22 protein-coding genes are annotated in these 26,971 nt (G+C 32.6%); 9 read left to right on the top strand and 13 right to left on the bottom strand.

The features are described 5' to 3' along the window. Positions 1-3 precede the first annotated feature (3 nt). From ACXAHM_RS00665 to ACXAHM_RS00650, 4 genes are all read right to left on the bottom strand, one after another. The gene (locus tag ACXAHM_RS00665) at positions 4-3,456 is read right to left on the bottom strand and encodes a CHAT domain-containing protein (protein ID WP_474958459.1); all 3,453 of its coding nucleotides are present in this window, start codon (positions 3,454-3,456) and stop codon (positions 4-6) included. 175 nt (positions 3,457-3,631) lie between these two features. Then, positions 3,632-4,942 carry an NADH:ubiquinone reductase (Na(+)-transporting) subunit F gene (gene nqrF / locus ACXAHM_RS00660; protein WP_474958458.1) on the bottom strand — a complete coding sequence of 437 codons (1,311 nt, stop codon included), beginning with the start codon at positions 4,940-4,942 and terminating at the stop codon, positions 3,632-3,634. 269 nt (positions 4,943-5,211) lie between these two features. Continuing rightward, positions 5,212-6,528 carry an ABC transporter permease gene (locus ACXAHM_RS00655; protein WP_474958457.1) on the bottom strand — a complete coding sequence of 439 codons (1,317 nt, stop codon included), beginning with the start codon at positions 6,526-6,528 and terminating at the stop codon, positions 5,212-5,214. A 3-nt stretch (positions 6,529-6,531) separates the two neighbouring features. Then, positions 6,532-7,461: an ABC transporter ATP-binding protein gene (locus ACXAHM_RS00650; protein WP_474958456.1), complete on the bottom strand. Its 930-nt coding sequence runs from the start codon at positions 7,459-7,461 to the stop codon at positions 6,532-6,534. A 243-nt stretch (positions 7,462-7,704) separates the two neighbouring features. Between ACXAHM_RS00650 and ACXAHM_RS00645 the strand changes: the two genes are divergently transcribed. Both ACXAHM_RS00645 and ACXAHM_RS00640 read left to right on the top strand, forming a co-directional pair. Continuing rightward, entirely contained in the window at positions 7,705-7,911 is a 207-nt protein-coding gene (locus ACXAHM_RS00645; RefSeq protein ID WP_474958455.1) for a hypothetical protein, read from the top strand. 130 nt (positions 7,912-8,041) lie between these two features. Then, positions 8,042-8,635, top strand: coding sequence for a YtfJ family protein (locus tag ACXAHM_RS00640; protein ID WP_474958454.1), 594 nt, complete (start codon positions 8,042-8,044; stop codon positions 8,633-8,635). A 63-nt stretch (positions 8,636-8,698) separates the two neighbouring features. Here ACXAHM_RS00640 and ACXAHM_RS00635 read toward each other — a convergent pair whose 3' ends face one another. The 3 genes from ACXAHM_RS00635 to ACXAHM_RS00625 all read right to left on the bottom strand — a co-directional run bounded on the left by ACXAHM_RS00635 (position 8,699) and on the right by ACXAHM_RS00625 (position 11,911). Further along, positions 8,699-9,886: an RluA family pseudouridine synthase gene (locus tag ACXAHM_RS00635; protein WP_474958453.1), complete on the bottom strand. Its 1,188-nt coding sequence runs from the start codon at positions 9,884-9,886 to the stop codon at positions 8,699-8,701. A gap of 308 nt (positions 9,887-10,194) precedes the next feature. Further along, positions 10,195-10,956, bottom strand: coding sequence for a tetratricopeptide repeat protein (locus ACXAHM_RS00630; protein WP_474958452.1), 762 nt, complete (start codon positions 10,954-10,956; stop codon positions 10,195-10,197). Positions 10,957-11,038: 82 nt separating this feature from the next. After that, complete coding sequence (locus tag ACXAHM_RS00625; RefSeq protein ID WP_474958451.1) at positions 11,039-11,911, bottom strand: prephenate dehydrogenase/arogenate dehydrogenase family protein; 873 nt, start codon at positions 11,909-11,911, stop codon at positions 11,039-11,041. 145 nt (positions 11,912-12,056) lie between these two features. Between ACXAHM_RS00625 and ACXAHM_RS00620 the strand changes: the two genes are divergently transcribed. Then, positions 12,057-13,355 carry a hypothetical protein gene (locus tag ACXAHM_RS00620; RefSeq protein ID WP_474958450.1) on the top strand — a complete coding sequence of 433 codons (1,299 nt, stop codon included), beginning with the start codon at positions 12,057-12,059 and terminating at the stop codon, positions 13,353-13,355. A 53-nt stretch (positions 13,356-13,408) separates the two neighbouring features. Continuing rightward, on the top strand, positions 13,409-15,448 hold the full coding sequence (locus ACXAHM_RS00615; protein WP_474958449.1) for a M13 family metallopeptidase: 2,040 nt from the start codon (positions 13,409-13,411) through the stop codon (positions 15,446-15,448). 55 nt (positions 15,449-15,503) lie between these two features. Here ACXAHM_RS00615 and ACXAHM_RS00610 read toward each other — a convergent pair whose 3' ends face one another. Both ACXAHM_RS00610 and ppk1 read right to left on the bottom strand, forming a co-directional pair. Then, positions 15,504-15,989, bottom strand: a complete 486-nt coding sequence (locus ACXAHM_RS00610) for a regulatory protein RecX (protein WP_474958448.1) — start codon at positions 15,987-15,989, stop codon at positions 15,504-15,506. Further along, the gene (gene ppk1 / locus ACXAHM_RS00605; protein WP_474958447.1) at positions 15,989-18,109 is read right to left on the bottom strand and encodes a polyphosphate kinase 1; all 2,121 of its coding nucleotides are present in this window, start codon (positions 18,107-18,109) and stop codon (positions 15,989-15,991) included. Before ppk1 ends, ACXAHM_RS00610 begins: the two co-directional genes overlap by 1 nt. A gap of 156 nt (positions 18,110-18,265) precedes the next feature. Between ppk1 and ACXAHM_RS00600 the strand changes: the two genes are divergently transcribed. From ACXAHM_RS00600 to ACXAHM_RS00590, 3 genes are all read left to right on the top strand, one after another. Continuing rightward, the gene (locus ACXAHM_RS00600) at positions 18,266-19,750 is read left to right on the top strand and encodes a caspase family protein (RefSeq protein WP_474958446.1); all 1,485 of its coding nucleotides are present in this window, start codon (positions 18,266-18,268) and stop codon (positions 19,748-19,750) included. Positions 19,751-20,028: 278 nt separating this feature from the next. Beyond that, positions 20,029-20,199 (top strand): hypothetical protein, encoded by a 171-nt coding sequence (locus ACXAHM_RS00595; RefSeq protein ID WP_474958445.1) that lies wholly within the window; start codon positions 20,029-20,031, stop codon positions 20,197-20,199. Positions 20,200-20,254: 55 nt separating this feature from the next. After that, a complete protein-coding gene (locus ACXAHM_RS00590; RefSeq protein WP_474958444.1) occupies positions 20,255-21,256 on the top strand; it encodes a M43 family zinc metalloprotease in 1,002 nt (333 codons plus the stop codon). 56 nt (positions 21,257-21,312) lie between these two features. On the opposite strand, the gene ACXAHM_RS00585 is transcribed toward ACXAHM_RS00590, so the two are convergent. From ACXAHM_RS00585 to ACXAHM_RS00570, 4 genes are all read right to left on the bottom strand, one after another. Beyond that, complete coding sequence (locus tag ACXAHM_RS00585) at positions 21,313-22,878, bottom strand: M20/M25/M40 family metallo-hydrolase (protein ID WP_474958443.1); 1,566 nt, start codon at positions 22,876-22,878, stop codon at positions 21,313-21,315. Positions 22,879-22,953: 75 nt separating this feature from the next. Further along, the gene (gene murI, locus ACXAHM_RS00580) at positions 22,954-23,763 is read right to left on the bottom strand and encodes a glutamate racemase (protein WP_474958442.1); all 810 of its coding nucleotides are present in this window, start codon (positions 23,761-23,763) and stop codon (positions 22,954-22,956) included. After that, positions 23,735-24,637: a hypothetical protein gene (locus tag ACXAHM_RS00575; RefSeq protein WP_474958441.1), complete on the bottom strand. Its 903-nt coding sequence runs from the start codon at positions 24,635-24,637 to the stop codon at positions 23,735-23,737. The genes murI and ACXAHM_RS00575 overlap by 29 nt, the downstream gene beginning before the upstream one ends. A 1-nt stretch (position 24,638) precedes the next feature. Continuing rightward, positions 24,639-25,736 (bottom strand): DUF1573 domain-containing protein, encoded by a 1,098-nt coding sequence (locus tag ACXAHM_RS00570; RefSeq protein WP_474958440.1) that lies wholly within the window; start codon positions 25,734-25,736, stop codon positions 24,639-24,641. 269 nt (positions 25,737-26,005) lie between these two features. Here ACXAHM_RS00570 and ACXAHM_RS00565 point away from each other — a divergent pair, with 269 nt between their 5' ends. Together ACXAHM_RS00565 and ACXAHM_RS00560 are read left to right on the top strand one after the other, a co-directional pair. Then, a complete protein-coding gene (locus ACXAHM_RS00565; protein WP_474958439.1) occupies positions 26,006-26,569 on the top strand; it encodes a SiaB family protein kinase in 564 nt (187 codons plus the stop codon). A gap of 6 nt (positions 26,570-26,575) precedes the next feature. Next, a complete protein-coding gene (locus ACXAHM_RS00560) occupies positions 26,576-26,953 on the top strand; it encodes a DUF1987 domain-containing protein (RefSeq protein WP_474958438.1) in 378 nt (125 codons plus the stop codon). Positions 26,954-26,971: the final 18 nt, after the last annotated feature.

Here is a 26,971-nt window from a genome sequence, read left to right as displayed (position 1 = left end):
GGATTAATGTACCAAAACAAACGCTCCCCAATAATAAGGTTTACGATATTCTTCCATTAATTTTAATTGTGCATTTCTAAATGCAATATTGATATCTTTTGTTTCGAACCATTGGTTATAAAATTCATTCATCAATTTTTGAGTTGCTAAGTCATCTACACTCCACAAACTCATGATAATTGATTCTACACCAGCGATACTAAAAGCGTACTGTAATCCAGAGATACCATCACCATCTGAAATATCCGACACACCTGTTTGACAAGCAGATAATATTAATAATGACGTATTTGAAAGATCCAACCCTTTAACTTCATAAGCTGTAAGAATCCCATCATTTCCTGATTCATAAATTTCTCTTAAAGATTTTTCTTTATTGGTATATATTTCACTAAAAAATAGGCCTGATTTCAGTAATGGATTATCCAAAATAGGATTGATTAGTTCATCTATATAAATACCATGAGTAGCAATATGCATGATAGCAGGACTTGTCGAGAACTCTTTGATATTTTTTTCTGTCGCATGACTCTTATAGTACGACTTTACATTCCATCCTTTTGTAGTAAAAAGAGAAGAAGTATTTTCAAGTTCTGTTTTTGTTCCAGGTAAATCTTCTAAGTAAAAAGTGTATTTCGCTTTTTCTTCAATATTTTCTTCTGCTTCTCTTGATGAATAATTATTTAATACTCCTTCAAAAGTTGGATTTCCAATCAAACAGATATCGTTATTGTTGAAGTTTTGCATTTTCTGATCATGAGAAATATCGATTGTACTAATTACTAATTCAATATCCTGTTCTTCAATCAGATACTTGTTTTCTTTTTCGTTAAATAAAACGTTGAGGTTAATAGCATTGTAAATTCCGTCATTACTTAGGTAGATTTTATCTACTTTTTTATCTGCCATCAACTTATCAATACCTTCTTGAATTGGCTCCCAATAAAAGTCATAGGACTGAACCTTAGGTTTATCATTGTTTTTATAAATCAATGAACGTTGATTGGGTTTTGTTTCTTTATTGTATATTTTAAATAAATCTCCTTCCATTAAACTAGCATTTCCAATAGGAATAAATTGAGGGGCTTTACAATCTGAAGAAACAGCTAAGGCTACATAGAAAGACTCATTCGGATTAATATGCTTAAGTTTTACAATCTCTACCGCTACTTCATTTTCCTTGATATTCTTTTGTACCTCTTTCCATGATAAATACTCCGATACTTTAAGGGAATCATTTTCGTCTTTTGAGACAAAACTTAATGATTTTTCGAGATTATTGATTCGATCTGTCAACATATAAGTATCAATATCTAGATCGTACCTATCCTTGATTGAAAAGAAGTTTGCTGTAGCTAACCTAGATTTTTGTTGATCTAAATTACCTACATAGTTAGGGAATTTCATGTTGTTTCTATATTCCCCAAGGTTTTGCATGTTCTTTTTACGAGAGATTGCTTCTTTCAAAAAATATTTTCGATAATTTACTTGAAGGTCATAACATTTTTCAATCATAGCTGCGTTTCTATGTCCTTCTTTTTTAGTCATTAAGCTAAAGAAATACTCAAAAACGCTTGATGTATGATGAATAAAATTAATTTTCTCATCCTCGCTCGTAAAATTTAACTGTGTATCATATTGATGAATTCTTAAATCTACTCCCCTTAAAATAAGCTCAATTGCTCCAGGCCAATCTTCTTTTAATGCTTTAACGTAAGCAATCCTACCAAGAATCTCCGCTTTGTATACAGAGTTATCAGAATATTTACCTTTTAGAATTCTATATTCTGCCAATGCATTATCATATTCTTTTTTCTGAATATAAATTTTCGCTTTTTCATCAATAATCGTAATTCTTTGATATTGTATTTCATCAATCTCATATTTGTCAGCGATTACTGTAGCTAGATCTAAAAATGATAAACCGGCATTATATTCTTCTTTGATAAAAGCTAACTTCCCTTTTAAAATATTCGATTTAATAAACAAAGGGTGTTGAGCATTGATATTATGCATTAAAAAATCTTCTATTTCAATAATTTGATGCATCATATCTTCAATGTCTACAGATACATCACTTGAAATGATCGTATTTAATAAAGTAAGTTGAAGGTTATAATACACTTCACTCCTGCCCATTCCTCTCTTTTCTAAAAAACGAATCTCTCTTTCACAGATATCTTTTCCATTTTGAGTTCTTCCTAATGTATTAAAAAGCTCAGTCAGCGTTACGATAGCTTCACTATAATACTTGGTAAAAAACACCTTTTCTTGCCTCACTATGGAAACAAGTTCCATAAGTTTTAACTCTGTATTGATATAATCTCCCTCTTGGAAGTACAATTCTCCTTGAATTCTTAGATAATTAAAATAAAGATTTCTATTTGTCAGTGTTTCTTTTTTGATGAGACTTAATTGTTGATTAGTCTTCTTCGTATAGCCTTTCTGAAGGTAAATATCAGCAATATCTAAATATAGTCTAGATTGTATATTGGCATTATCCTTCAATTTTGAAACATCTTTATTTACAATTTGAAAGTTCTCCAAAGCTTCATCCATAAAACCTCTTTCAGACAAAATCTCTCCTAAATTAAGGCGAGTCATTAATGTTGAGAGATGCGTATTTCCTAAATGTTCTATTCTATACGCTAATGCTTTTTCATAATACTCTTGAGCTTTTTTATATTCATTACTAATAAAATAATGTTGAGCCAATGTCTCTAGAAAAGCAGCATAAAAAGGACTATTAGTATCTCCCCTACTTGCTAGATTTTGTTCAATGCTTTCCAATAATGGATAAGATTTTTCAGCCTTATACCATTTAATATATAATTTTGCATATTGAAGATTAAGCCAATCAGCACTAACTGTATTCCCTGTTTTGCTTTTAATAAACGAATTTTGATGATCTTCAATAAATTGTAGCGATGCTTTAAAATAGTCCTCACTCTTTCTAAATTCTCCTAATTCTCTATTTAAAATTGCTCGATTGATATTACAAAGATTATAATCAGGATAATCTTTTGTGAGTGTTTTAAAATATATCATTTCGGCCTCATTTAACAGAGGGAAATTAGCAAATGAGTCTCCTATACTGATCTTACAGAAGATTAGATAATTTAGCGCTATGGCATAATCAGGGTATAACCATCCTGATGAAGCATTCATTATTTCGATTGCTCTTCCTAAATGAATAATTGCTTGTTTATATTCAAAAATCGAAATTTCTAACTCAGAAGTAACCATAAGAGGAATTACTACTTCAATTGCTTCTTGACCGAACTTACTTTCTGTTTCTTTTAGCCATGTCGAAGCTAGTTGCTTCGCTTCTTTGATTTTACCTTGGTTTTGTAAGCTTTTAATTTCATCTGGTGTTCCGTTTGTAGTAGAAAATGCGTAATTGGTGATGATAAAAAGACTGAAAAAAAGGAAAATTATATGTTTAATTTTTTCCATACAATGATCAGTTATTAGGTTATATAAATAGTCTTAATCGACAAGTAGAATAGTATTTTTAGTATGCAAGCATACCATATAATTACAAAGTTAATAAAATTTAATAGTCTTACAGCATAAAACAAAAAAAAGGCTGTCCTTTCGAACAGCCTTCTTTCTATATTTCAAGTATTGATTAACCACCGAAGTCGTCAAATAATACATTTTCTTTCGGTACACCGAAGTCTTCAGTCATCTTAATTACCGCTGCGTTCATCATAGGAGGTCCACAGAAGTAGAATTCGATTTCCTCTGGCTCTTCATGTTTCGATAAGTAGTTGTCAATTAAAGCTTGGTGCACAAATCCAGTGAAACCATCACCTTCTCTGTCATCCATGTCTTTCTTGTTCACCCAGTTATCTTCTGGAAGAGGTTCAGACAATACTTTATAGAAACGGAAGTTAGGGAATTCAGCTTCAATTTTCGCGAAATCTTCTTCATAGAATAATTCACGACGAGAACGACCACCATACCAGAACTGTACCTTACGGTTAGTTTTTAAAGTATGGAATAAATGGAATAAATGCGAACGCATTGGCGCCATACCTGCACCACCACCTACGTAGATCATTTCAGCATCAGTCTCTTTGATGAAGAATTCACCATAAGGACCTGAAATTGTTACTTTATCACCTGGCTTACGTGAGAATACGTAAGAAGAACAGATACCTGGGTTCACGTCCATCCAACCGTTTTTCGCTCTATCCCAAGGTGGAGTCGCGATACGTATGTTAAGCATGACGATGTTACCTTCTGCAGGGTGGTTAGCCATTGAGTAAGCTCTGAAGATCTCCTCATCGTTAACCATTTTAAGGCTCCAAAGACCGAAGTTATCCCAATCAGGTTGGAATTCATCTGCTTTTTTACCCATACGAGGGTGAGCCGTAATGTCCATATCTTTGAAGTCCACTGTTACTTCAGGAACGTCAATTTGGATATATCCACCAGCCTCAAAGTTCAATGTTTCACCTTCAGGAAGCTTCACTACGAATTCTTTAATAAAAGTCGCCACGTTGTAGTTAGATACAACCTCGCACTCCCATTTTTTAATTCCGAAGATTTCTTCTGGTATTTGAACTTCCATGTCTTGTTTTACTTTAACTTGACATGCAAGGCGGACATTTTCATGTTGTTCGGCACGGCTTAAGTGACCTACTTCGGTAGGGAGTACATCTCCACCACCGTCTGTAACGCGACATTTACACATCGCACACGTACCACCACCACCACAAGCAGAAGGCAAAAAGATTTTTTGCGCTGAAAGTGTCGTTAAAAGTGTTGAACCCGCAGCAACAACTACTGGGTTTGACTCATCACCGTTTAAAACGATTTTTACGTCACCACTTTGAACTAACTTCTTCTGTGCGAATAGGAGTACGAAAACCAAAAACAGGATTAGGGCTGTAAAGGCCACAATCGCTGCAGGTACTACTACTGATAGTTCCATAAATAAAAATTTGGAAAGATAAGTTTTAAAATTTCCTTAATCGGCTACAAATATAAAAGCCTTATTGTCGAATTAAAAGGAAAAAAGGCTATAAATATTCTAAATAAATGATATTAAATACTCAATAATTATATCCATTATCAGAAGATTCATAAAGACTTTGATTTTCAATGACTTTGATCCTCAAATAAGGTCTATTAAGATTTCTATCACTGCCTATTCTATCAACAAAATGTTATCAAGGAAGGTTTTCAAAAAACAATTTTCATCTAATTGTTTCTAAACATCCATTTAAAAAGCTCAGCATATGTAGGTTTTTTACCGTAGGTTAATAGACCAATTCTATAAATTCTACTTGCAACCCATAATGATCCAACAAATCCTGCAAACAATGTCAACATCGATAAAATGACTTCAAGGCCAAATCCAATAAATGGCATTCTAATCATCATCACTACGGGTGATGTTAACGGAATGATTGATAGCCAAACAGCCATACTTCCCTGTGGGTCAGAAACTATACCTCCAGATAAAGATATTGCCAAAATTAAAGGCATTGTTACCGGCAACATAAACTGCTGTGAATCTGTTTCGTTATCGACACTAGCTCCAATTGCGGCAAACAAAGAGGCATACATTAAATAAGCAAAAATAAAATAATAGACAAATACCCCAATAATGGCAAAGAAATCGATATTTACTAATGAATAAAATACTTTCGTCATATCATCCATTTCTACATTTGCAGGTATTTCTCCTCCATTTACTTGAGCCATTCTTGCTTGTTCTAATTGATCGTAAGGGATTTCGACAAATGTTGATAAAACAGTCACGGCAACAATACCAAGTACTAACCATAATAAAAGTTGAGTAAGACCGACTAATCCTACACCAATAATTTTCCCTAACATCAATTGGAAAGGCTTCACAGAAGAAACTATTACCTCTACTACTCTACTTGTTTTTTCTTCAAGTACTCCCTTCATTACCATTGTAGAATACATAAAAACAAAGAAATAGATCACTAAACCTCCTACTATTCCAATCACACTTGATATACCTACATTACTATCTGATTCAGATCCATCGCCTGTCAAATTTACTGTTCGAATCAATACAGGATTATCCAATGCTTTAATTTCTTTTTCTGTAACTCCTAGTTCAGGCAATCTAAGTTCTCTGACTTTCGTTAAAATACGATCTTCTAACTCTCCTACAGCTTTTGCTCCTAAACCTTTCGTTTCAAAAAGTACAACACCTTGTGTATTTTTTATTGAAAAATCTTCTGGTATATATAAAAAACCATCTATTTCACCATTACTCAATTGCTCTTTTCCGACATCAAGCCCTCCAAAAATTTTCACGAATTTGAATGATGGAGTACTTTCATCAAAGTCATCATTAAAAATACCTGATTGATCTACTACAGCTATTTCTTTTTGATCACCATCCGAAATACTTGCCCAAATAATGATACCATAGAATCCAATGATTAATAAAGGTCCAAGGATAGACATTATTACAAATGACCTCTTTTTTACTCTTGTAAAATATTCTCTCTTTAAGATTAATAAGACTTTGTTCATAGTTTAATTTGATTCCAATGTGCTCTTGATGTTACCGTTTTGAACTGCTTCGATGAAAATGTCGTGCATAGAAGGTATCTTTTCTTGCATTCCAATGATCGTACTTTGTTCTGCTGCTTCTTTCAAAAGAGCATTTGGGGAAGCATCTATTAATCGAATTGTTTGTTTGTAACCGTATAATTCTTTCTCAGACGATTGAATCAATTCATGAGGTGTATTCTTTATGACTACTTCCTCTTCCGTCAATAATTCAAATTGATGATTTCGATATGCATTTTTAATATCAAACTGAGTTCCTTCTATGACTTTTTGGGATTGATTGATTAAAGCAATGCTATCACATAACTCTTCAACTGACTCCATCCTATGAGTAGAAAGTATGATTGTAGCCCCTAAGTCTCTAAGTCTGAAAATCTCATCTCGTATTAAGCGAGCATTCACAGGGTCAAAACCAGAAAAAGGTTCGTCTAATATTAGTAGTTTGGGTTCATGAATTACTGTAGTAATAAACTGAACTTTTTGTTGCATTCCTTTCGAGAGATCTTCCACTTTACTTCTATACCAAGGTTGAAGTTCTAATCGGTCTAGCCAAAATTTAGTTTTTGCTTTTGCCTCCTTGTAAGACATTCCTTTCAATTGGGCTAAATAAACAATTTGTTCAGCCACCTTCATTTTTTTATATAAACCTCTTTCCTCAGGAAGGTATCCCATTTTTAATACATCTGACGATTCTAATGGTTTTCCGTTAAATAAGATTTCTCCTTCATCCAAAGAGATGATTTGAGTAATAGAGCGAATCAAAGAAGTCTTCCCTGCACCGTTAGGTCCTAATAAACCATAGATACATTTTTCGGGTACATTAAGAGAAACATTGTCTAATGCAGTATGATTTGCATATTTTTTGGTAACACCTTTGATTTCTAATATGTTCAAAATCTGAAGTTCTGTTAATTAAAGAAGAATTAATAGTACACAAAATAAAACATATTTAAGTAAATGCCCTATTTTTCTTTAAAGATCATTAATTACATACATCAACTTCCTCATTTAGAGTAATTTGCGTAAATTGTGAATAACTTATAAATAAAGATGAGAAGTTATTTCTCCTCTCTCGACTATCACCGCCTTCATTATGATGGCAAGACTACAATTTATTAAAACCTAATTTTAACTGTTATGATAAGATCGTTTAAATCACGCTACAATTTTAAGCGTACAGAAGCTAAGCCAAAAGTAAATCGTGAACTAGAAGGCTTTGATATCAAAATCAACAGTGCCGGTGAGATTGAAAGTTCTTATACTGTAGATCAATTGAATGAGTTTTTAAACCGAAACGTGTTTGACAAAAAATTAAAAAACACTCCACATAAGGATGCTGTTTAATTAAGAATATATAGCGAATTAAGTCCTTTATTTCCGTAAAGGGCTTTTTTTATGACTACTAATAATTGTAAATAATTTCAACCCGTCATTTGTATCGTCGTTACTATAGTTACAAAAAATAATTTAACTCATGAAAAAGACATTACAACTCGCTATCACTTTTGCATTCGCTTTCTTTACTGCTATTACATTAAATGCACAAAATTCAAGCACTCTGAAAAGAGGTGATAAAATAGATAAAGTTAATATTAGAGATTTACATAATGAACCAGCGGTGACACCATCGATTGGGGAAAAGGTGACTTTAATATTTTACATTGATCCAGATAAACCTTCAATGAACGAAACATTTATTGAAGAATTAAAAACATGGAAATTTCCTGAGGAGGAGTATTTTGCATACGGTATTGTAAACCTTGCAGATTCTCCCTATCCAAATAGTATCATCCGTTTTATGACACGTCAAGTACGTAAACGTTCAAAACAAGAAGCTGATGCCTTGATTCTTACAGACCCTAAACGTATGATTCAAGATGCTTGGAATACAGGAGATTGTAATAATGCCTTTTCTGTATTATTAGTTGATGCAGATGGAACTGTTTTATTCTGGAAAGCAGATGAAATGACTCCTGAAGAAATTGACTTTGTGATTGATGAGATTAAAGGAAAAGTTTCTACATCTCATAAATACACTGAAGAGGAAATGAAACAATTTGACTTATAAAATCCATACATACATTTCTCATAGAAAAGCCCCACGAAAGTGAGGCTTTTTCTTTTTTATCTTTTATCCAAATCGTAAGAAATCTTCCCAACGACGGATTAATTGTTTCATGTCTTGAGGAATCTCTGAATTGAATTGCATCCATTTTCCAGTCACAGGATGTTCAAAACCTAGAGATTTTGCATGTAATGCTTGACGAGGGCAAATCTTAAAGTTGTTTTCTACAAAGGTTTTATATTTCCCTGTACTCACTCCTTTTAAGATCTTATCACCACCGTACATTGCATCTGAGAATAATGGATGACCGAGATGTTTCATATGAACACGAATTTGATGTGTTCTTCCTGTCTCTAATTTACATTCCACTAAACTAACATAACGAAGATCTTTCAATACTTTGTAATGAGTAATTGCATGTTTTCCATACGAAGCATCATCTGGAAGAACAGTATAAACTCTTCTATCTTGTGAAGACCTTCCAATCATTGAACGAATTGTTCCTTCTTTTTCTTCATCAGGAAAAACACCCCAACAAATTAAGTTATAAGTTCTTTCAATGGTGTGATCGTAAAATTGCTTTGATAGATGTGTCAAAGCATGTTCCGTTTTAGCAATAACTAAAAGTCCAGAAGTATCTTTATCTATCCTATGTACCAAGCCTGGCTTATCTGACCCATTAAAAGAAGTTGGTAGATCTTTAAAATGGTAAGTTAAGGCATTTACTAAAGTACCTGAAGTATTGTTAAAACCTGGATGAACAACCATACCTGGCTTTTTATTGACAATCAATAAATCTTCATCCTCATATACAATATCTAATGGAATATTCTGAGGTTCTAACTCTTGAGATCTAGGTTTTGGCATAAACACCATTACTACATCCCCTGCCATTACTTTATAGTTTGGTTTTACTGGTAAACCATTAACTAGAAAATGGCCATCTTTTAATCCGTTTTGGATTCTGTTACGAGAAAGATTGGGTATACGATCCACTAAGAACTTATCGATTCTTAAAGCAGTCTGTTTAGGATCTACTTCAATACGTAATTCATCGAATTCATTTAGTGATTGTAAATCTTTTTCGGTGAGATCAAAATCTTCTGGTTTGTAATAAAAATCTTCAGAATCGTCACTTTTGGCATTGATAACAATAGGAGATTCAGTAGCTGAGTTATCACTATCCTTTTCCAGATTAGAAAGTGATTCTGTCGAATTTGTCACTTCTTCCTGAGAGGTTTTCTTTTTCGACATTTCTTCATTATTTAGATGATTAACTTCTCTTTTTTCCACGTAATTGCTTGTCCCGCTCATCTTTTTTGATAATCAAGTTTTCGTCTAAAGGTTAAATTGGTTTAAGTATAAGAGTCTATTGATTCATAATTAAAGTACAAAGTAGTATATGAATCGCAGATAAATATGTCTCATAACACATTACTCTAGCCTAATTAAAGGAATACAAACCAATTATGAAAGTACCTTTAAGGGTTTCATAAAAAAGGAACTGCAATTCTTTTATGAATTCAATTAATTCCTTTAAAATGAAACTATTAGTGGTATTTTTAATCTTGTTTTTGATTTGGAAGCTTAAAGCCGTTTTTGATAAAACCTACAAACTCACTGAACATTTCTTTATTTGTAAAAACACTCTTTACAATTCCCCAGAATCCGCCAAGTGATTTTTCTTGTTCTAATTGAGCTTGAGATAATGCCGCTTTTTCTTGAATCAACTGACGTTGTTCTTCTTCCTGTTGTGCTTTTTCAGCTTTCCATTCATCCAATAAATCAGAAATTTCAGTTTTTTCAGGATCAATCCCTTCGTAACCTACTAATTCATTGGACTTCTTATAATGCTCTTGTGCTTTTTCCCAAGCACCAGATTGTTCTTGAATTAAGCCTAGATTATTATGTGCAATTGCATCCTCAGGATCAAGTTCAATTGCTTTCTCATAATCAGCGATAGCACCTTTAGAATCTTTCATATGTGCTTTCACAAAAGCACGACTAGAGTATCTAAATGGATTTTCTGGTTCAAATTGAACTGCTTTATCGAAATCAAGAAGTGCTCTTTTACTATTCCCTTGCATATGGAGTACAATCCCTCTATGTGCAAAAAAGTCTGCATTTAGTGGTTGTAAGTTGATTGCTTTATTGATATCTCCTAATGCACCGTCAAACGCTTTCATTTTGTAGCGCGCAACAGACCTATGATAATAAGCACCGACATTTTTGTCGTTTTCTTTTAAAACAGCATTAAAGTAAGCCACTGCTTCAGTATACTCACCGTTTTTAATCAATTCTAAACCTTGACTATATTCTTCCATATTTCTTTTATGAAGTGAGATCACTTCAAAGTTTTTTATCCTTTCCCTTCTATAAGTAAAACAACGAAAAACGTGTATATGTTTACATTTCTAATTTTTCACTCAATTTTTGCATGAGGTGACTAGACACCTCAATGTCTCCTTTATTCTGAGAGAAAAAGTCTTGCATTTCCGTAATGTAATCAATGAATGAATCTCTATCTCTAGTTTGAATGATATCAAATAGACGGTTCATTTCATCTCTGAAAATACGAACTACCTCATACACATATTCGTTTCTCATTTGAATATCTGCATAGAGTAGTGGATTTTGCATGACATATCGAGTATAAAATACGATAAAAATTCTGTAAGGAGGAGAAGCAACACTCTTAATATCTTCAAAGTCTTCATTATATCTTGCCATTGTTTTGGCAGATACAAAGACGTTAAAGTGATTCAAGCCTTGAACCAATCCCATTTGTTTGTCATGCTTTATATATTCTACATCTTTTACAACACCATTATGTGCCGTGAAAAATGTTTTGAAAGCTTCCTCTAAATCTTCTGCTCCATCCACATGATTGAACAATACTACATTTCCATCAAAGCTTTTGATAGAAGGTCCAAACATAGGGTGAATTGAAAGATATCTTGGTAATACTTCACTGTAAACTTGGCGTAGAGATTGGTATTTTTCTACTACAAATTTTTTCACAGAACATAAGTCCACCAAATATTTATCATCCAAACATGGAAAAACTTCTTCCATGACATTAGACATTGCTGAAATAGGTACTGCAAGAATTACAATATCTGCCCAATCCGCCAATTGTCTATTGGATTCAAATTCACTTTCTTTTCCTCGAGAGGAGAACCTTGTTTCGATTCCTTGAGCTCTAAAAAATTTCACAACCCAGCTACCCAAACCTTGGTTACCACCGACAACTCCTATTTTTTGCTTGTTCAGTTCCACAATTATCTCACTCAGATTTTATATATTCGTTAAAATTACTCCATATTTGAAGATTCAAACGAGATTCTTTTTGCATTCGTCATGCAAAAGTACGTATTTCATTTTTTATTTGGGAGTAGAAGCAACGTGAAGTGGCGAAATGACGATGACTTTTGATTATTTTATGCCTGTAGACTGTACAGGAGAGACATTAGATGAGTATTTAAGTGAGGCTTGGTTTAGAGATGGACCAATGATGTCACGCTATGAGATGATTTATTTTAGAAATCATGTCTATTCTATCGTACCCATTCGTGTCGAATTAGAAAATTTTAAGTTTTCGAAAAGCCAACGAAAACTCATTAGAAAAAATAGTCAGTATACTATTAAAATTCAGCCTCTGAAAATTACGGAGGAAAAGGAAAAAATGTATGCTGAACATAAAGGGCGTTTCCAATCTCCTAATTCTCCATCTACTTTAAAAAATTATTTTCTTGAAGAAGGGAATGATGAATCTCCATTTGAAACGTGGGAACTTCAAATTCTAGATGGTAAAAAAATCGCTGCTATTTCCTTTATGGATTTAGGGAAAGATTCTATTTGTAGTATACTCGCTTTATTTTCACCTGAGTATAGTAAACAATCTTTAGGAATGACAACGATGTTATTAGAGATTGAATATGCTCAAAAAAATAAAAAGAAATATTACTATCCTGGATATGTCTTGGATGAAGATTCTGTTTTTGATTATAAAAAGAGATTAAATAACCTTTTCTATTTTAGTTGGGTAGACTTTGAATGGTATCCTTGGGAAGAATTTGAACCAAAAGAATCTGTTAATGCTGTATTGAGAGAGAAATTGGGTTTAGTTCAACAAATTGCTTCTGATGAGAATAATTCAAAATTAGATTTAGTACAGAACGAAGCTTTCTTCTACAACATTTGGCATAATACCTTTGATGTTTCAGGTATTGTTCCTTCTCCATTATACCTTGAATGGGAATCACAATGGTTCCATCAGATATCAATCAATGTTGATTTTACAGAAGACCTTTACACACCGATTTATGTCATAAGTCATCAACAAGAACGACTTGGTGAATCAGCGGAAGCAGAGGAAATCAATACTATTCTTCATAAATATCAAATGAAGATTAGAAACTCTGCGATCGTACAACAACAAAACCTCTTTTTATTAGAAGAATATTTAATTCAAGAGGGAATAGAGACTGATATTACAAAGATGTTTTCGAATGGCAATAAGCTAGATGCATTTATTGAATTAGCCATTGAAGGAAAACATTTGACCATTTATATTTCTTATTCAATCAGTCAAAGAGTCTTTATCATGCAGGCTTCTAATGACTTAAGAGATATTACTGTCGATTCTTTTGCTTCTGCTAGAGATTGTGCAATTGCAATTAGTGAGTGGTATTACAGAAAAACATTAAGCCTAGTATTATAAGATTTCAGCCCTAATTTTCATTAAAATTCAATAAGGCATTGTAATTTAGTAGTATGAACAAATTTTATACTGTACTACTAAGCTTCATCATGTTCTTCTTTTACAGTTGTAATTTAGAAAGTGAAGCCCCTTTTCATAAATCAAACTTCTTCAATCTTAGTGATTTTGATACACTAATTTCCCCAAAAGATAACTTCTATAAGTATGTAAATGGTAATTGGCTTAAAAATACTACAATCCCAAATGATCAAGGAGTATGGGGTAACTACGCACTTATTCGAGAAAAAAATGATACACAAATCAAGCATTTACTCGCTTTGACTTCTGAGAATGGTGATTATGCTGAGGGAAGTGGAATTCAAAAAGCAATTCAATTTTATAATGAGGGTATGGATTCTTCAAAAATTGAAAAATTAGATGCTGATCCTGTTCGTCCTATTTTAAGAGACATTATCGATATAGAAAACTACTTTGACCTACAAAAAATAATTACAAAGCTACATCGATTCGGTATTCATCCCTTTTTTAAACCTACCCTATTTCCTGATTCTTATCGAGATAATCAACAAAGTCTTTTCTTAGAACTTTCAGGAATGAGCTTTCATAATACAGATTTTTACGCACTACAAGATTCTAATGCAATTTCAATGAGAGCGGATTATGTTGAGCATATTCAAAAAATGTTTGAATTATTAGGGTATTCAAGTGAACAAGCTGACGAAATAGCAAATTCGGCATATGCTGTTGAAGAAGATATTGCTGAACAATACAATGTATCTGTCCGAAATCATACGAATGAAAATTATTACAACGTAAAAACATTAAAAGAGCTCACAGAAATTTGTCAGACTTTTATTTGGGATCAATACAATAAAGAAATTGGAATACAGACCGATACAGTCATCATTACGAATACTACTTATTTTTCAAGTATTGATGCTATTGTATTAAAAAATGGAATTCCTAAAATCAAAAATTATCTTCTATGGAGAGTTTTACATCATGCGGCTCCTTATTTATCACATAAGTTTATGACAGAAGACTTTCGCTATTTTGGTCATAAACGAGATGGATTACTGACACAACCACCAAGATGGAAAACCGTTTTAAAGTCTACGAATAAAGCTGTTGGATTTGCTATCGGAGAATTATATGTCAAAAATATTTTCAAGGACGAAGCCAAACTCAAAGTAGAAGGAATGGTAAAAAATATACTTTCTTCCGCTGAATCACATATTGAAAATGTAGAATGGATGGCAGATGACACTAAAAAAAGTGCACTCAAAAAATTAAATGCAATTACTATTAAAGTAGGCTACCCCAAACAATTTCCTACCTATCACACTTTAACGTTAGGAAATTCTTACTATGAAAATGTCATCTTAGCAAATCAATGGTTATTTGAACAAAAAATAAAAGACTTCAACTCGAATACACAATCTAAAGATTGGATCATTCCTCCTCAAACGGTCAATGCATATTATCACACCCTTTACAATGAGTTAGTCATTACAGCTGGAATTTCACAACCGCCCTTTTTTCATTATCAAGCAGATGACGCTGTAAATTATGGGGCTATAGGAGCAATTATCGCTCATGAATTAACACATGGTTTTGATAATATTGGAAGACAATATAATGCTTATGGTCAGATTCAGAATTGGTGGACAAGAGCTGATATTATTACGTTTAATGAACATACCAAAAAGCTCGTTTCACAATTTGATCAATATGAACCATTACCGGGAGTATTTATTAATGGAAGTCTTACTTTAAATGAAAATATTGCCGATCAGAGTGGCTTAGCGATTGCTTATCATGCTTTAGGGCAATCAAATGGGCTTTCGGTTAGTACAGAAAAAATAAATGGTTTCTCTCAAGAACAACGTTTCTTTATTTCTTGGGCAACGCTATGGCGTTCTAAAACACGTCCTGAAGTAATGCGACAAAAGTTAATGACTGAAACACATTCTCCAGGAGAATATCGCGTCAATGGACCGCTTTCCAACTTCACTCCTTTTTATGATGCATTTAATGTGCACGAAGGTGATCAAATGTGGAGAAAAATAGACGATCGTGTAAAAATATGGTAGGTTGGAGTGAAGAATGAAGAGATAAAAATGAAGAATGTTTATCGTTCTTAACTCTTCACTCCTCATTCTTCACTTGATAGATTGCATCATCTACTGCATTATAACAGACTTCTGTTTCAAAACCTTTCCCCGCTAAATGCTGTAGTGTTTTCCCTTTTGTCGTGTATTCATCTTCTCCTTTTTCAAAAAGGCGTATTACTTTTTGTTTGGCTATTTTTAATGCTACTTCGTAATATTCCTCTGCTTTTATTTCCCCAAGAGCTTTCTTTCCTATAGATGTGGCGACTCCTTTTTGTTGAAGCGCCATCATAATTTTCCGCTTGCCCCATTTATTACTTCTAAATTTTCCACGAACAAAAGAAGAAGCATACCTTTCTTCATCCCAAAACTTATTGTCTTTTAACCAAGCTAAAACTTCAGGGATATCTTCTTCGGGGTATTCCCATTTTTTTAGACGATTAATTATTTCTTGTTGACTTCGGTCTTGATAGGAACAGTATGCTGCTACTTTAGGTAAAATCTGTTGATATGTATATTCCATTAAAACAGCTTTGCTTTATTGACTGTTTTTTGTGTCACATTATAAAATTCTTTAAAGACATTGAAAGAACGTTCTCCTTCCTTCTTTGTCTGTTTTGAATAGGATCCATCCTCATTCATTACAAAACTATTGACATTATCTCTCAAGTTATATTCAAGGATATTGATTGCTTCTTTTTTACAAAGTGGGTCAACAATTTCGAATTGAGATTCAATTCTACGGTCAAATGATCTTGTCATTGCGTCAGCACTACCACCGTATACAACTGGGTCTCCATTATTATGGAAATAAAATAACCTTGTATGTTCAAGGAAGTCACCCACAATAGAGCGTACAGTGATATTTTCTGACAATCCTTTTCTACCTGGACGAATACAGCAAATACCTCTAATGATCAGATGAATTGTCACACCCGCTTGCGAAGCTAAGTATAAAGCATCCATCATTTTATCATCTTGGAAAGAATTTACTTTGATTACAATTCCAGAAGGCAAACCGTCTTTTGCATTTTTAGCCTCTTTTTCAATTAATGAAATAAAGCCTTTACGCATCTGACGTGGTGCCGTTAATAACTTATTGTATTTCTTAGGCTGAGAGTGCCCTGTAATGGCATTAAAGAACTCAGAAACATCTTCACCATATGCTTCATTGGATGTCAATAGACCAATATCCGTATATAGTTTTGCTGTAGATTCATTATAGTTACCACTACCAAGGTGTGCATAACGTCTCACTTCATCTCCTTCTGCTCTAACCACCAACATTAACTTGGTATGTGTTTTCACAGCTGACATTCCATAAATAACAAAACAACCTGCTTCTTGTAATTTCTTTGCTTCTTGTAAGTTATTTTCCTCATCAAAACGGGCTTTCACTTCAAAAAGCACAGACACTTGCTTACCACTTTCTACTGCTGCTAATAAAGCCTTTGTCACTCTAGAATCTTTTGCCAGACGGTAAATAGTCATCTTTATCGCCAAAACTTTAGGGTCCATCGCCGCTGCCTCGATCAACTCTAGCATGGTCTCAGGACTATTGTAAGGGTGATGTAAAAAGATATCTTGTTTCTTTAATCTATCAAAAATATTATCTGCATCTCCCTTTTTAATGCTTTGCATCGCTACAGGAGTTGTAAAAGAAGGAGAAGAAGGTTGCAGATAAGTAAATGCTTTATGCCCGACAATTTGCCAATATCTTGTATGATCCAATAATACTGGAGATTCAAAAATATTGTCTTCATCAATATCAAAACGCTCCATTAAGACTTCTCTTAACATAGGGTTTGGATCTTTAGTAATTTCCATACGTACTACCCTACCCGTTTTACGAGTTCTTAATTTTGCAGTTAGTTCATTTAAGAAATCTGTATCAAGATCATCGCTTTCGTCTAACGTAAAATCTCCGTTTCTTGTAATTCTAAAAAGATCAACCGATTCAATTTCAACATTTCTAAATAATCTAGAAATATGGGATTTAATGATATCTTCGATTGGAATAAAAACCCAATAATCTTTTCTTTCAATTTGATAGAATTTTGGAAGGTTTTTAGGAATTTGAACAAATGAAATCTTTCTTCTATTTCCCGTTTCCTCTCTTTTATCAGTCGTTACAACACCAAATATTTTTAGTAGATTTTGTAGAACAGGAAAAGCATGGTAAGTATCATAGACCATTGGAGTCAACATAGGGAAAACTCTCTTTTTGAAAAACTCATCTACCTGTTCTTTTTCATTTTCATTTAATTCATCAACCTCTAAAATTTTGAAACCATTATTTTCAAATTCAGGTTGTAATTCATTCAACAACAATTCGTATTGTTGATTGGTGAAATGATGAATATCTTGAAAAAGCTTTTGTTTGAATTGGTCTTCTCTTAGTCCTGAATAATCCGTTCTCCTTTTACCAAAATCAATATAATTATAAAGTGACCCCACACGAATCATGAAGAATTCGTCCAAGTTAGATGCCGTAATGGCCAAGAACTTTAATCTTTCAAAGACTGTTCTTGTTGACATTTGTGCCTGAAATAAAACTCTATAATTAAATTGAAGCCAGCTAAGATCTCTACTAATATAATTACTACTATTTATAAGAGCGTTTATCTTTTCTTGATTTATCATAAAAGGAGGTGTAACGAATGTTTTGGATTTATCTTTTATCTATCAAAATTACTATATATTAATGTCAATAGCATTAACATTTTGTAAGTTTATTGTAAATTAATACATTAACTTCAAATTATAAATTGAATCGTAATAACTAAACTAAATAAATCCATGAAATCTATACTACTCCTTTTACTATTCTGTGTTCCATTTTATACGTTCGCACAGAAATCAATCATGGTACTTCCTTATACAGATGCAGATGAATCATTATGTGATAATTATGGAGTTTATAACAATAAGCAAGCGATAAAAGCCATTGAAGATCTATACAAATTAAGAGGTTTTGAAGTGATGGATACAAGATCTCCAATGAAAGAGATTCTTGCTCAAAATCAGTGTAGTCTTTCTAATGATGAATTAAAAGGAATGCTTTTAGGCGGATGGCAAAAAAGTTACGTTGAGGTTTCTTATTCATTGCATAAAACATCGAAAGGAAATTATATGGATTTGTTTCTCTTTTTAAAACAAGCTGAGACAAATGAAGTATTAGTTGCCCTCAAAAAGACCTCAAAAAAGCTTTATTTATCCGACATTAATAAGTTTACTTCAATGTTATTTACTTCTTGTTTTGATGAATTTCAAGCATTATGCTACAATGCCTATAAAACGAAGCAAAACATTTCTATCACTAATCTAAGAATACCTTCTATTGCTCCTGGACAAAAATCAAAAAAGAATTTTGCTACACGTTCACCAAAACCTCAGAAAGAAGACGTAAAACCTTCAAAACAACCTAAAGGATTAAAAAATGAAGAAGTTGCTGTAGTAGAGAAAGTTCTACCATTGAGTGATGTTGATATCAAAATCCCCAATTTTGGGAAAGTAAACATTGATGCTGTTGCAGTAATCATTGGAAATAAAAGTTATAGAAATCAAGATGTTCCTGAAGTAGATTTTGCAATCAATGATGCCAAATTTATGAAAGAATACCTCATCAAAGGTATGGGATTTAAAGAAGGAAATATCATCTATTTAGAGGATGCTACTCAAGCTGATTTTAATGCTACATTTGGAATAAAAGGAAATCACAAAGGGAAGTTATATAATTATGTAAAACCTAATGTTTCTGATGTTTTTGTCTTTTACTCTGGACATGGTGCTCCAAATCCAGAAAATAATAAAGGGTATTTTGTTCCTGTAGATACAGATCCTTCCTTGATTCAATTTAATGGGTATGCGTTAGATACTTTTTATGAGAATCTTGGTCTATTACCTTATAGAAAATTAAGTATCGTTATTGACGCTTGTTTTAGTGGCAGTTCTGATGGTGGTATGTTATTACAATCTATTTCACCTGTTTTCATCAAAACTGAAAATAGAGTATTAAGAGATCCGAATGCTATTGTACTTACCTCTGCTAGTTCAGAGCAAGTTTCTTCTTGGTACACTGAAAAATATCACTCCTTATTTACCTATTTCTACTTAAAAGGATTGCAAGGTGATGCCGATTTAAATGCAGATAGAAAAGTAGATTTAAAAGAAATGAGAAATTATATCATGGAAAATGTTCCTTATATGGCAAGACGTCTTAATAATAGAGAACAAACTCCAGAACTTACCGGTGATGATCAAACTGTTTTAATTGAATTTTAATTTCAATTCACCTAATTAACAAAGTTATCAACAGTACTTTTTCCTTTAAAAGTGAATAAGTACTGTTTTTTTTGTCTCAAAACACTAGTTAATAACATTAAACACACTTATCCACACCTCATGTTAATAATATTGAATAATATCATTATGTTTTTTAGTTTCATTTCAATAAATGTTGATAACTAGCCACTTTTATTCACTAATAGAAGTTAATAACATCATACACCGTAAGAAATTTCACGTAATGAAGGAGGAACTTTAAACCTAATTTCTCAATCATGAAAAAAATCAGAATTACAACATTAGTTATTTTTTCTCTTTTTATGACGCTTAGTTCTTGTGATCAAATACTTACAAAAAAGCAGCAAAAAGAGGTAAAAAAAACAACTAAGAAAGTAAAAAAAGAAGTTAACGATGCAGTAGACGACGTCGAAGAATCTTTAGACTAAAGCTCATCTTTCTTTTCATCTGACACATTTTTTCATTCTATCTAACATCTATTTCATGAAACGTATTAGTGCATTATTCTTTACGATATCGCTTTTTGGTTGTACAAAAGAGAATATTGAAAAAGAATATATCTATCACAAAGAAGTCATTACGAAAACAACAAATGTTATTGACTCAACAAGTAATGGTTATTATTTCGAAGTCCCAATTCTTTTCCATTATGTACATTCTTCTTCATCATTACCAACTAAAAAAGAAGTAGAAGAAATCCTAATTTCATTGAATAATAATTTCAATGGATTACCTCTAAAAAAGAATCAAATTGTTTCTGAATTTCAAGACAAAATTGGAAACCCTTTAATCAAATTTGTTTTAGCTAAAGAACAAACTACAAATGGTTTTCTTGTCGAAACAAATGCTGATCCTTCCATTTATTTTAAGCGTACAAATCAAGATATTATACGCATTGTAGATAGTATTAAGCAGCAACATGGAAATACAAGTGGGAAAAAATTTCTCAATGTTTTTATCGTTGATTTTAAGGATAATACGGATGGATTGGTATTGACAGATCAACGCTATAAAGACGGAAATGGCGTTGTACAACTTCCACCTTATCCAAATCTTGAATTAGAAGGACAACAATTTGATAATGATGATATGATTAATGGTATTTTAATTGATCAATCTTCTTTTAATCCTGAAGAAAAATCGATTGAAGTAATCACACATGAGATTGGTCATTGGTTAGGATTGAAACATACATTTGGTATGGGAATGCCTTTTGAAACTGCATATAAAGATGAACTTCAACCTTACTTTGAAACTCATTTTAAAGAAGGTTCCTACAACTATGCAATTTTTAATGATAATATTGACGATACTCCATGGACTCCATTTCAGACGGATGATATCCATTTTGTTTTTCAAGGTAAAAAAATCAATACGCAAAACTTTATGAATTATACTGAGCATACAGAAAGATTGATGTTTACTCAAGATCAAGTCAAAGTCATGCAAAGTACCCTTATCCAACGCTTGTTTAGTTTTGAATAACATAAAAAAGCCTTTCAATTCGTAGTTGATAGGCTTTTTTGTGTTTTCTAATTTTCTTACTGAGCCAAATCCCAAATATTCAAATAACTTAGTTTGGTGATTTCAGTTGCTTTATCCATCATAATTTTATCGGAATGATCCGATACTTGATGATAATCTTCATGCCCTCCAGTATGATACCAGAAATAAGGTATTTTATCCTTATCAAAGTTTACATTATCAGAACCTCCCGCTTCTCCTTGTTTGGTTTTTCCGTCAAACATTTCAAGGTTAATATTGTAATCGTTGATATTTTTTGCATTTAATTCCCAAGTTGAAGGATTTTCGGCAGTATATATAAAACTTACTTGATTGTCTTTGCTATGCCAATCACCTCTTCTCCCAATCATATCAAAATTGAGATACATGCTTATTTTATCTTTTTGATCAAATGTCATCAAGAAATTCTTAGAACCATGTAAACCTTTTTCTTCTCCTGTCCAAGATGCAAAAATGATTGTTTTTTTAGGTGCTACTCCTGTTGCTTTTACGGCTTTTGCTATGCCCAATAAAGCAGCAACGCCAGAAGCATTATCATCCGCGCCATTCCAGATATATCCTTCTCTTTTTCCGAGATGATCATAATGTGCACCGATCATGACTAAACTATCTGTGGATGTACCTTGCACTTTAGCCAATACATTTCTTAGTCTTTTTCGTTCAACAAGACTATTTGACTTAAAAGATGCTTCAGTTGCTAAAAGTTTAACTTTGTATACTTTGGAAGAGTTAATACTATTCTGATAAGCTTTAATTTCATCTCTAGAAACCAAAGATGCCATAATGTATTGTCCCCCCATAAACATTGGAGGGATTTTACTTATTTCTGTTACAGGGCTGTATAACCTTGTATCATAAAATGAAGATAATGGTCTATCTCCTTCATAATATCTCCTGTTATCTCTAAAAGGTAGATTGCTTGCAGATTTTGGCAAGACACTATCTTCGTCAAGTTCAATAATTGCCAGTGCACCATATTTGATTGCTAGTTTTTCTTTTAATTTATGTATCTGTTTAGTAGGTATTTTATTTAATGAATCGCCTATTTTTCCTGTATTAGGTACACCTTTCAGTCTTACCCAAACTTTGCCTTCTAATTCTTTTTTTGCAAAATCATTGTAGTTTAATGAATCTACTTCTAATCCATATCCTACAAATATTAATTCTCCTTTTCCATGGATAGAATTTGGTGCAGCTTTTACTTCAAAATCTGTGTGATTCGCAAAAGTAAAAACTTGACCTTTTTGATTGGTAATTGCTAAATGTTGCTTTTCTGCTGCTTTGTACTCCAATACATCAAATGATTGGAAATACGTTGGCTTTCCATCAACAACATCACCTGCAGGTTCCAATCCCATAAACTCGAACATGCTTGCAATGTACTCTCCTGCCCTGTAGGCTCCAGGTTTACCCGCTTCACGACCTTCCATCCAATCAGAGGAAAGATAGGTTAAAGTCGACCTAATAGTTCCCTCATCAATGGCTTCTAAACCTTTGTCTTTGGGGGATTGTGCTTTAGAGATAGTGAATATATGTACAAATAGTAGCGTTAATAAAATTTGGTAAGTTGATAATTTTTTCATTCTGATTGATATTTATTCTTCTAATGTCGCACATTTAACAGGAAGATAAAATCAAAAGAAGTTAATAAAATGGAATTATAGGTTTACCATATGATATACCGAATTTTGAATTGGATGAACCAAAGATTCAACTCCTGATTGCAATGTGTTAGGGGAGTTATTTGAACTATAAAAAAAGTATGTAGGATGTGGACCTCTTCCTAAATCATTATGCATTACTCTTTTTATTTGTTTAACTACAGCAGGAGATGGATCAATTAAATTTACTTTTTCGCCAACTATTTTTTGTATATCATCTTTTAAAAAAGGATAATGTGTACAACCTAATACAATCTGATCTACATTTTCATCCATCATCGGTTGTACTAAAGGGGTTAACACTTCAATTGCTTTTTCTGTATGATATAAGCCATCCTCTACTAATTCTACCATACCATAACCTGGCTGAACTAATACTCTCACTCCTTTGGTATACCTTTCCTTGGTTTGTTGAAATAATTCACCTGAAAAAGTACCTTCTGTTGCTAAAACACCAATACTTTTCGTTTTAGACGCTGAAGCAGCTGGTTTAATGGCTGGTTCCATCCCTACGAATGGAATCGTATAATGTTCTCTAAGATATTGTATTACTGCAGCTGTAGCCGTATTACAAGCGACAACGATAACTGTTGCTCCTTTTTCTATTAAGAAATCAGTAATTTTAATTGCTCTTTGAATAAGGATTTCTTTTGTTTTATTTCCGTAAGGAATAAACTCCTGGTCGGCAAAATAAAGCAAAGATTGATGAGGCATTTCTTTTTGAAATGTTTTCCATACGGACAACCCACCTAAACCTGAATCAAAAAAAGCAATCATATTATCTTCTTTTTCTTGGATCGTTTGCATCAAAGAAATGCCATGATACTAATACATCCTGTATCTTTCTTGTATCTAGTTCGGCAACTTCTTTTGTATCGGGGAAATAAGCAAACACTTTATTTTCAAAAGGATAAACGCCAACTTCTGTATCATAAACAGACATCAAATCTTTCATTTTCACAACACAGAAAGGTTTATATCTAGAGACTGTATCTTTCACAAAGGATTCTCTAAATTCATAATTGAAACCTTTTGTTTGCGGTAAAGAAGTGATAAACTGATATACTGCAGCTGAGTCTAATGCCTGTATTCCTTTTACTGCATAAAAAGGATCTGCAAAAGTGATATCCACATTATTCTCAGGGTTCCTATCGTAATTAATTTCAAGCTTTTGTAGTGTTTTCCACGAAGTCTTGAAAATCGTTTTATCTCTCCATATTGATGGATCAGGAGAAAAAATCTGTTCGATATTTACAAATTGACCTGGAATTTCTATAGCAAATGTTTCTCCATTGATTTCACCAAATGAAGCAGCATCACTTTCTGATTTTATTTTTGCATTAATTACAGGTGTATTTGAAATGTAAATAACGATATCTTTTCCGTCACTGAGTGACTTATCTTTAGTATCTACAATAGTTGTTTGTTGTAATGCCTGAAAAAGATAACCCAATTTTTGAGGTTCAATATCAATACTGTCATTTAGCACCCATCGTCCATCTTCCAATTTACGAATACTCATCTCATCAATATCAAATTGAGTGATATCTCCGAAATTTTCGATAGCGAAAAAGTTGGTTCTCTTGGTGTCAGTAGAACTTGAAAAGTCCATAAAGGAAAAACCTATTGCTGCTACCAACAAAAGGTTTACTCCTATTAATATTTTAATTTTGTTTGTCATATTAGTTGCCTTCCTGTGATTTCACATCTGCTTTTATCCAGAGTGTATTTTCAGGATGTTTTGGATCGTTTGTAATGATTGTGATTGATTTTTTTACTTCTCTATTGTAGTTACCTGCTGTAAATGTAACATCTAATGTCGTTTTTTCACCAGGTTTCAAAGTAGTCTTGTTTGGTTTAGTTGCTGTACAACCACAACTAGCCTTTACTTTACGAAGAATTAAATCAGCATCTCCATCATTAGAGATTGTAAAAGAAATAGACTTTTTATCTAAAGCCTTCATTTGTCCAAGATCTTTTGTTTGTTCATCAAAAGAAACAGTTGGTTGTTGTTTATTTGTATTTTCTACAGAAAAATCTTCTTTCACATGAGCACTCACATTGATTCTCTTTTTAGGCGAATCAATATCAGAAGTTGGTAATTGGAAGTATTCAAATAAATATCCATAATCTTTCTTCTTAGAAGCATCATAACTCATATAAATTGTAGTCGTGTCTTTGATACCAATCGTATTACTATTTCCCCACACCTTGATATACTCAGGAACTTTTACTTCATCAAACTTTAATTTAATTGGAGCAATTCCTTGATTATAAACTATTGTTGATACCGTATCCATTTTAGTATTTAAAATATTCCCTACTAATAGGTGCGTTGTTTTAAATCTAAGATTACCAATTTCCATAGGGTACCAATCTTTTGGACCTTTTGGTCTAGGAATAACATTACCCTTTATCGTTAAAATAAGTACAGAGGGATTTCCATTAGTTCTTACAGAGATTGTTTTTGTAAAAGGACCAGGTCTGTTTTTAGTAGAATAACTCACTTTAATGTATCCACTTCCATTTGGCGCCACTGGATCAGTAGACCAATTCGGAGTAGTACATCCACAGCTTGCTCTTACGCTCGTTAACTCCAATGCTTTATTTCCTCCATTGGTAAAATTAAAAACTGTGATGACTTCACCTTTTTCTTCCTTTACATCACCAAAATCATGTACAAGGCTATCAAAAACTATTTTTGATTGTGCGTTTGCATTAAAACCGAATAGAGTTACTAGAAAAATCGAAAAGCAAATTTGTAGATATATATTTTTCATCGCTATGACTATAAAAAATTCAATGTTTAACTATAAATGCAAAAATAAAGATAAGTTTGATATACTGATAATCTTTTTTTGCCGTTATTATTATAACCTTTTGAAAGAATGTAATAATAATCGTATTGGTTCTTAAATATTTATAAAAAAAATAGTATTATTGAAATTAGATACTATTAAACTTTCGCAAGATCGAATAATATTTACCTGAGATTATAAATTTTTTCGGGATTTTTTTAACGAAACAAACGCATTAGACAAAGATATCTATGGGTTACATGGAACATTTTAGCGTAAAGACTTTCAAGCAGCAACTGGCGATGAAAAAAATATCGCTTGCTTTCCAGGGAATTTTCTCTCAGGATGTACTTGCGCTTATCGGTAAAAGTTTACGCAATACACCCGAAAGCAGAATTATTGCTAAACGCCTTTTTGCTATTGTCATTGAGATGGCTCAAAATATTCACCACTATTCAGCAGAAAAACAGTTCTCAGAGAAGGATGGAAGAGATATTGGCGTGGGAATTGTAGCTATTGCTGAAGATGATCAACATTATATTATTACTTCGGGTAACTGTATCATCAAATCTGAAGTTCCCCCTTTGATTGAAAGGGCTAATTATATCAATGGTTTATCACCTGAAAAGCTGAAAGAATTCTACAGAGAGCAAAGAAAAGCACCTCAAAGAGTTGGTAAGCCTGGTGCAAACCTTGGTTTCATAGATATGGTACGTAAGTCAGGTAACCCGATTGAAATTAATATTAAAGAATACGACGATACTAGATCATTTTTTATATTATCAGTTAGAGTTAACAAGGAACTACAAAATTAAAATAGCATGGAAAACTTCCATATAGACGGATCAACTTATATTCCTCGTATTGATTTTAATGCTGAAACAGGAGTTTTAGAGATTGAAGGAGAATCATACCACGAATATACTACAGAGTTTTTTGGTCCTATTTTTAGCTGGCTAGAAGACTACTTAGAAGAGTCTGGAAAAGAAATTACAATGAACTTCAAAATGTCTTACTTCAATACTTCTTCATCTAGAAGATTTTTGGAGATTCTGACACTTTTAGAAGAATATCAGAATAATAAAGAAGGTAAAGTTGTTGTCAACTGGTACTACGAAGAAAACGACGTTGACATGTTGGAAAGTGGAGAAGAATACGCGGATGATGTTGAACTATCATTCAATTTACTTCCTTATTAGTAAGATACACACATTACA

Source organism: Flammeovirga sp. AWQ4_249 (genome assembly GCF_056161045.1).
This window is presented reverse-complemented; position numbering and strand designations above follow the sequence as displayed.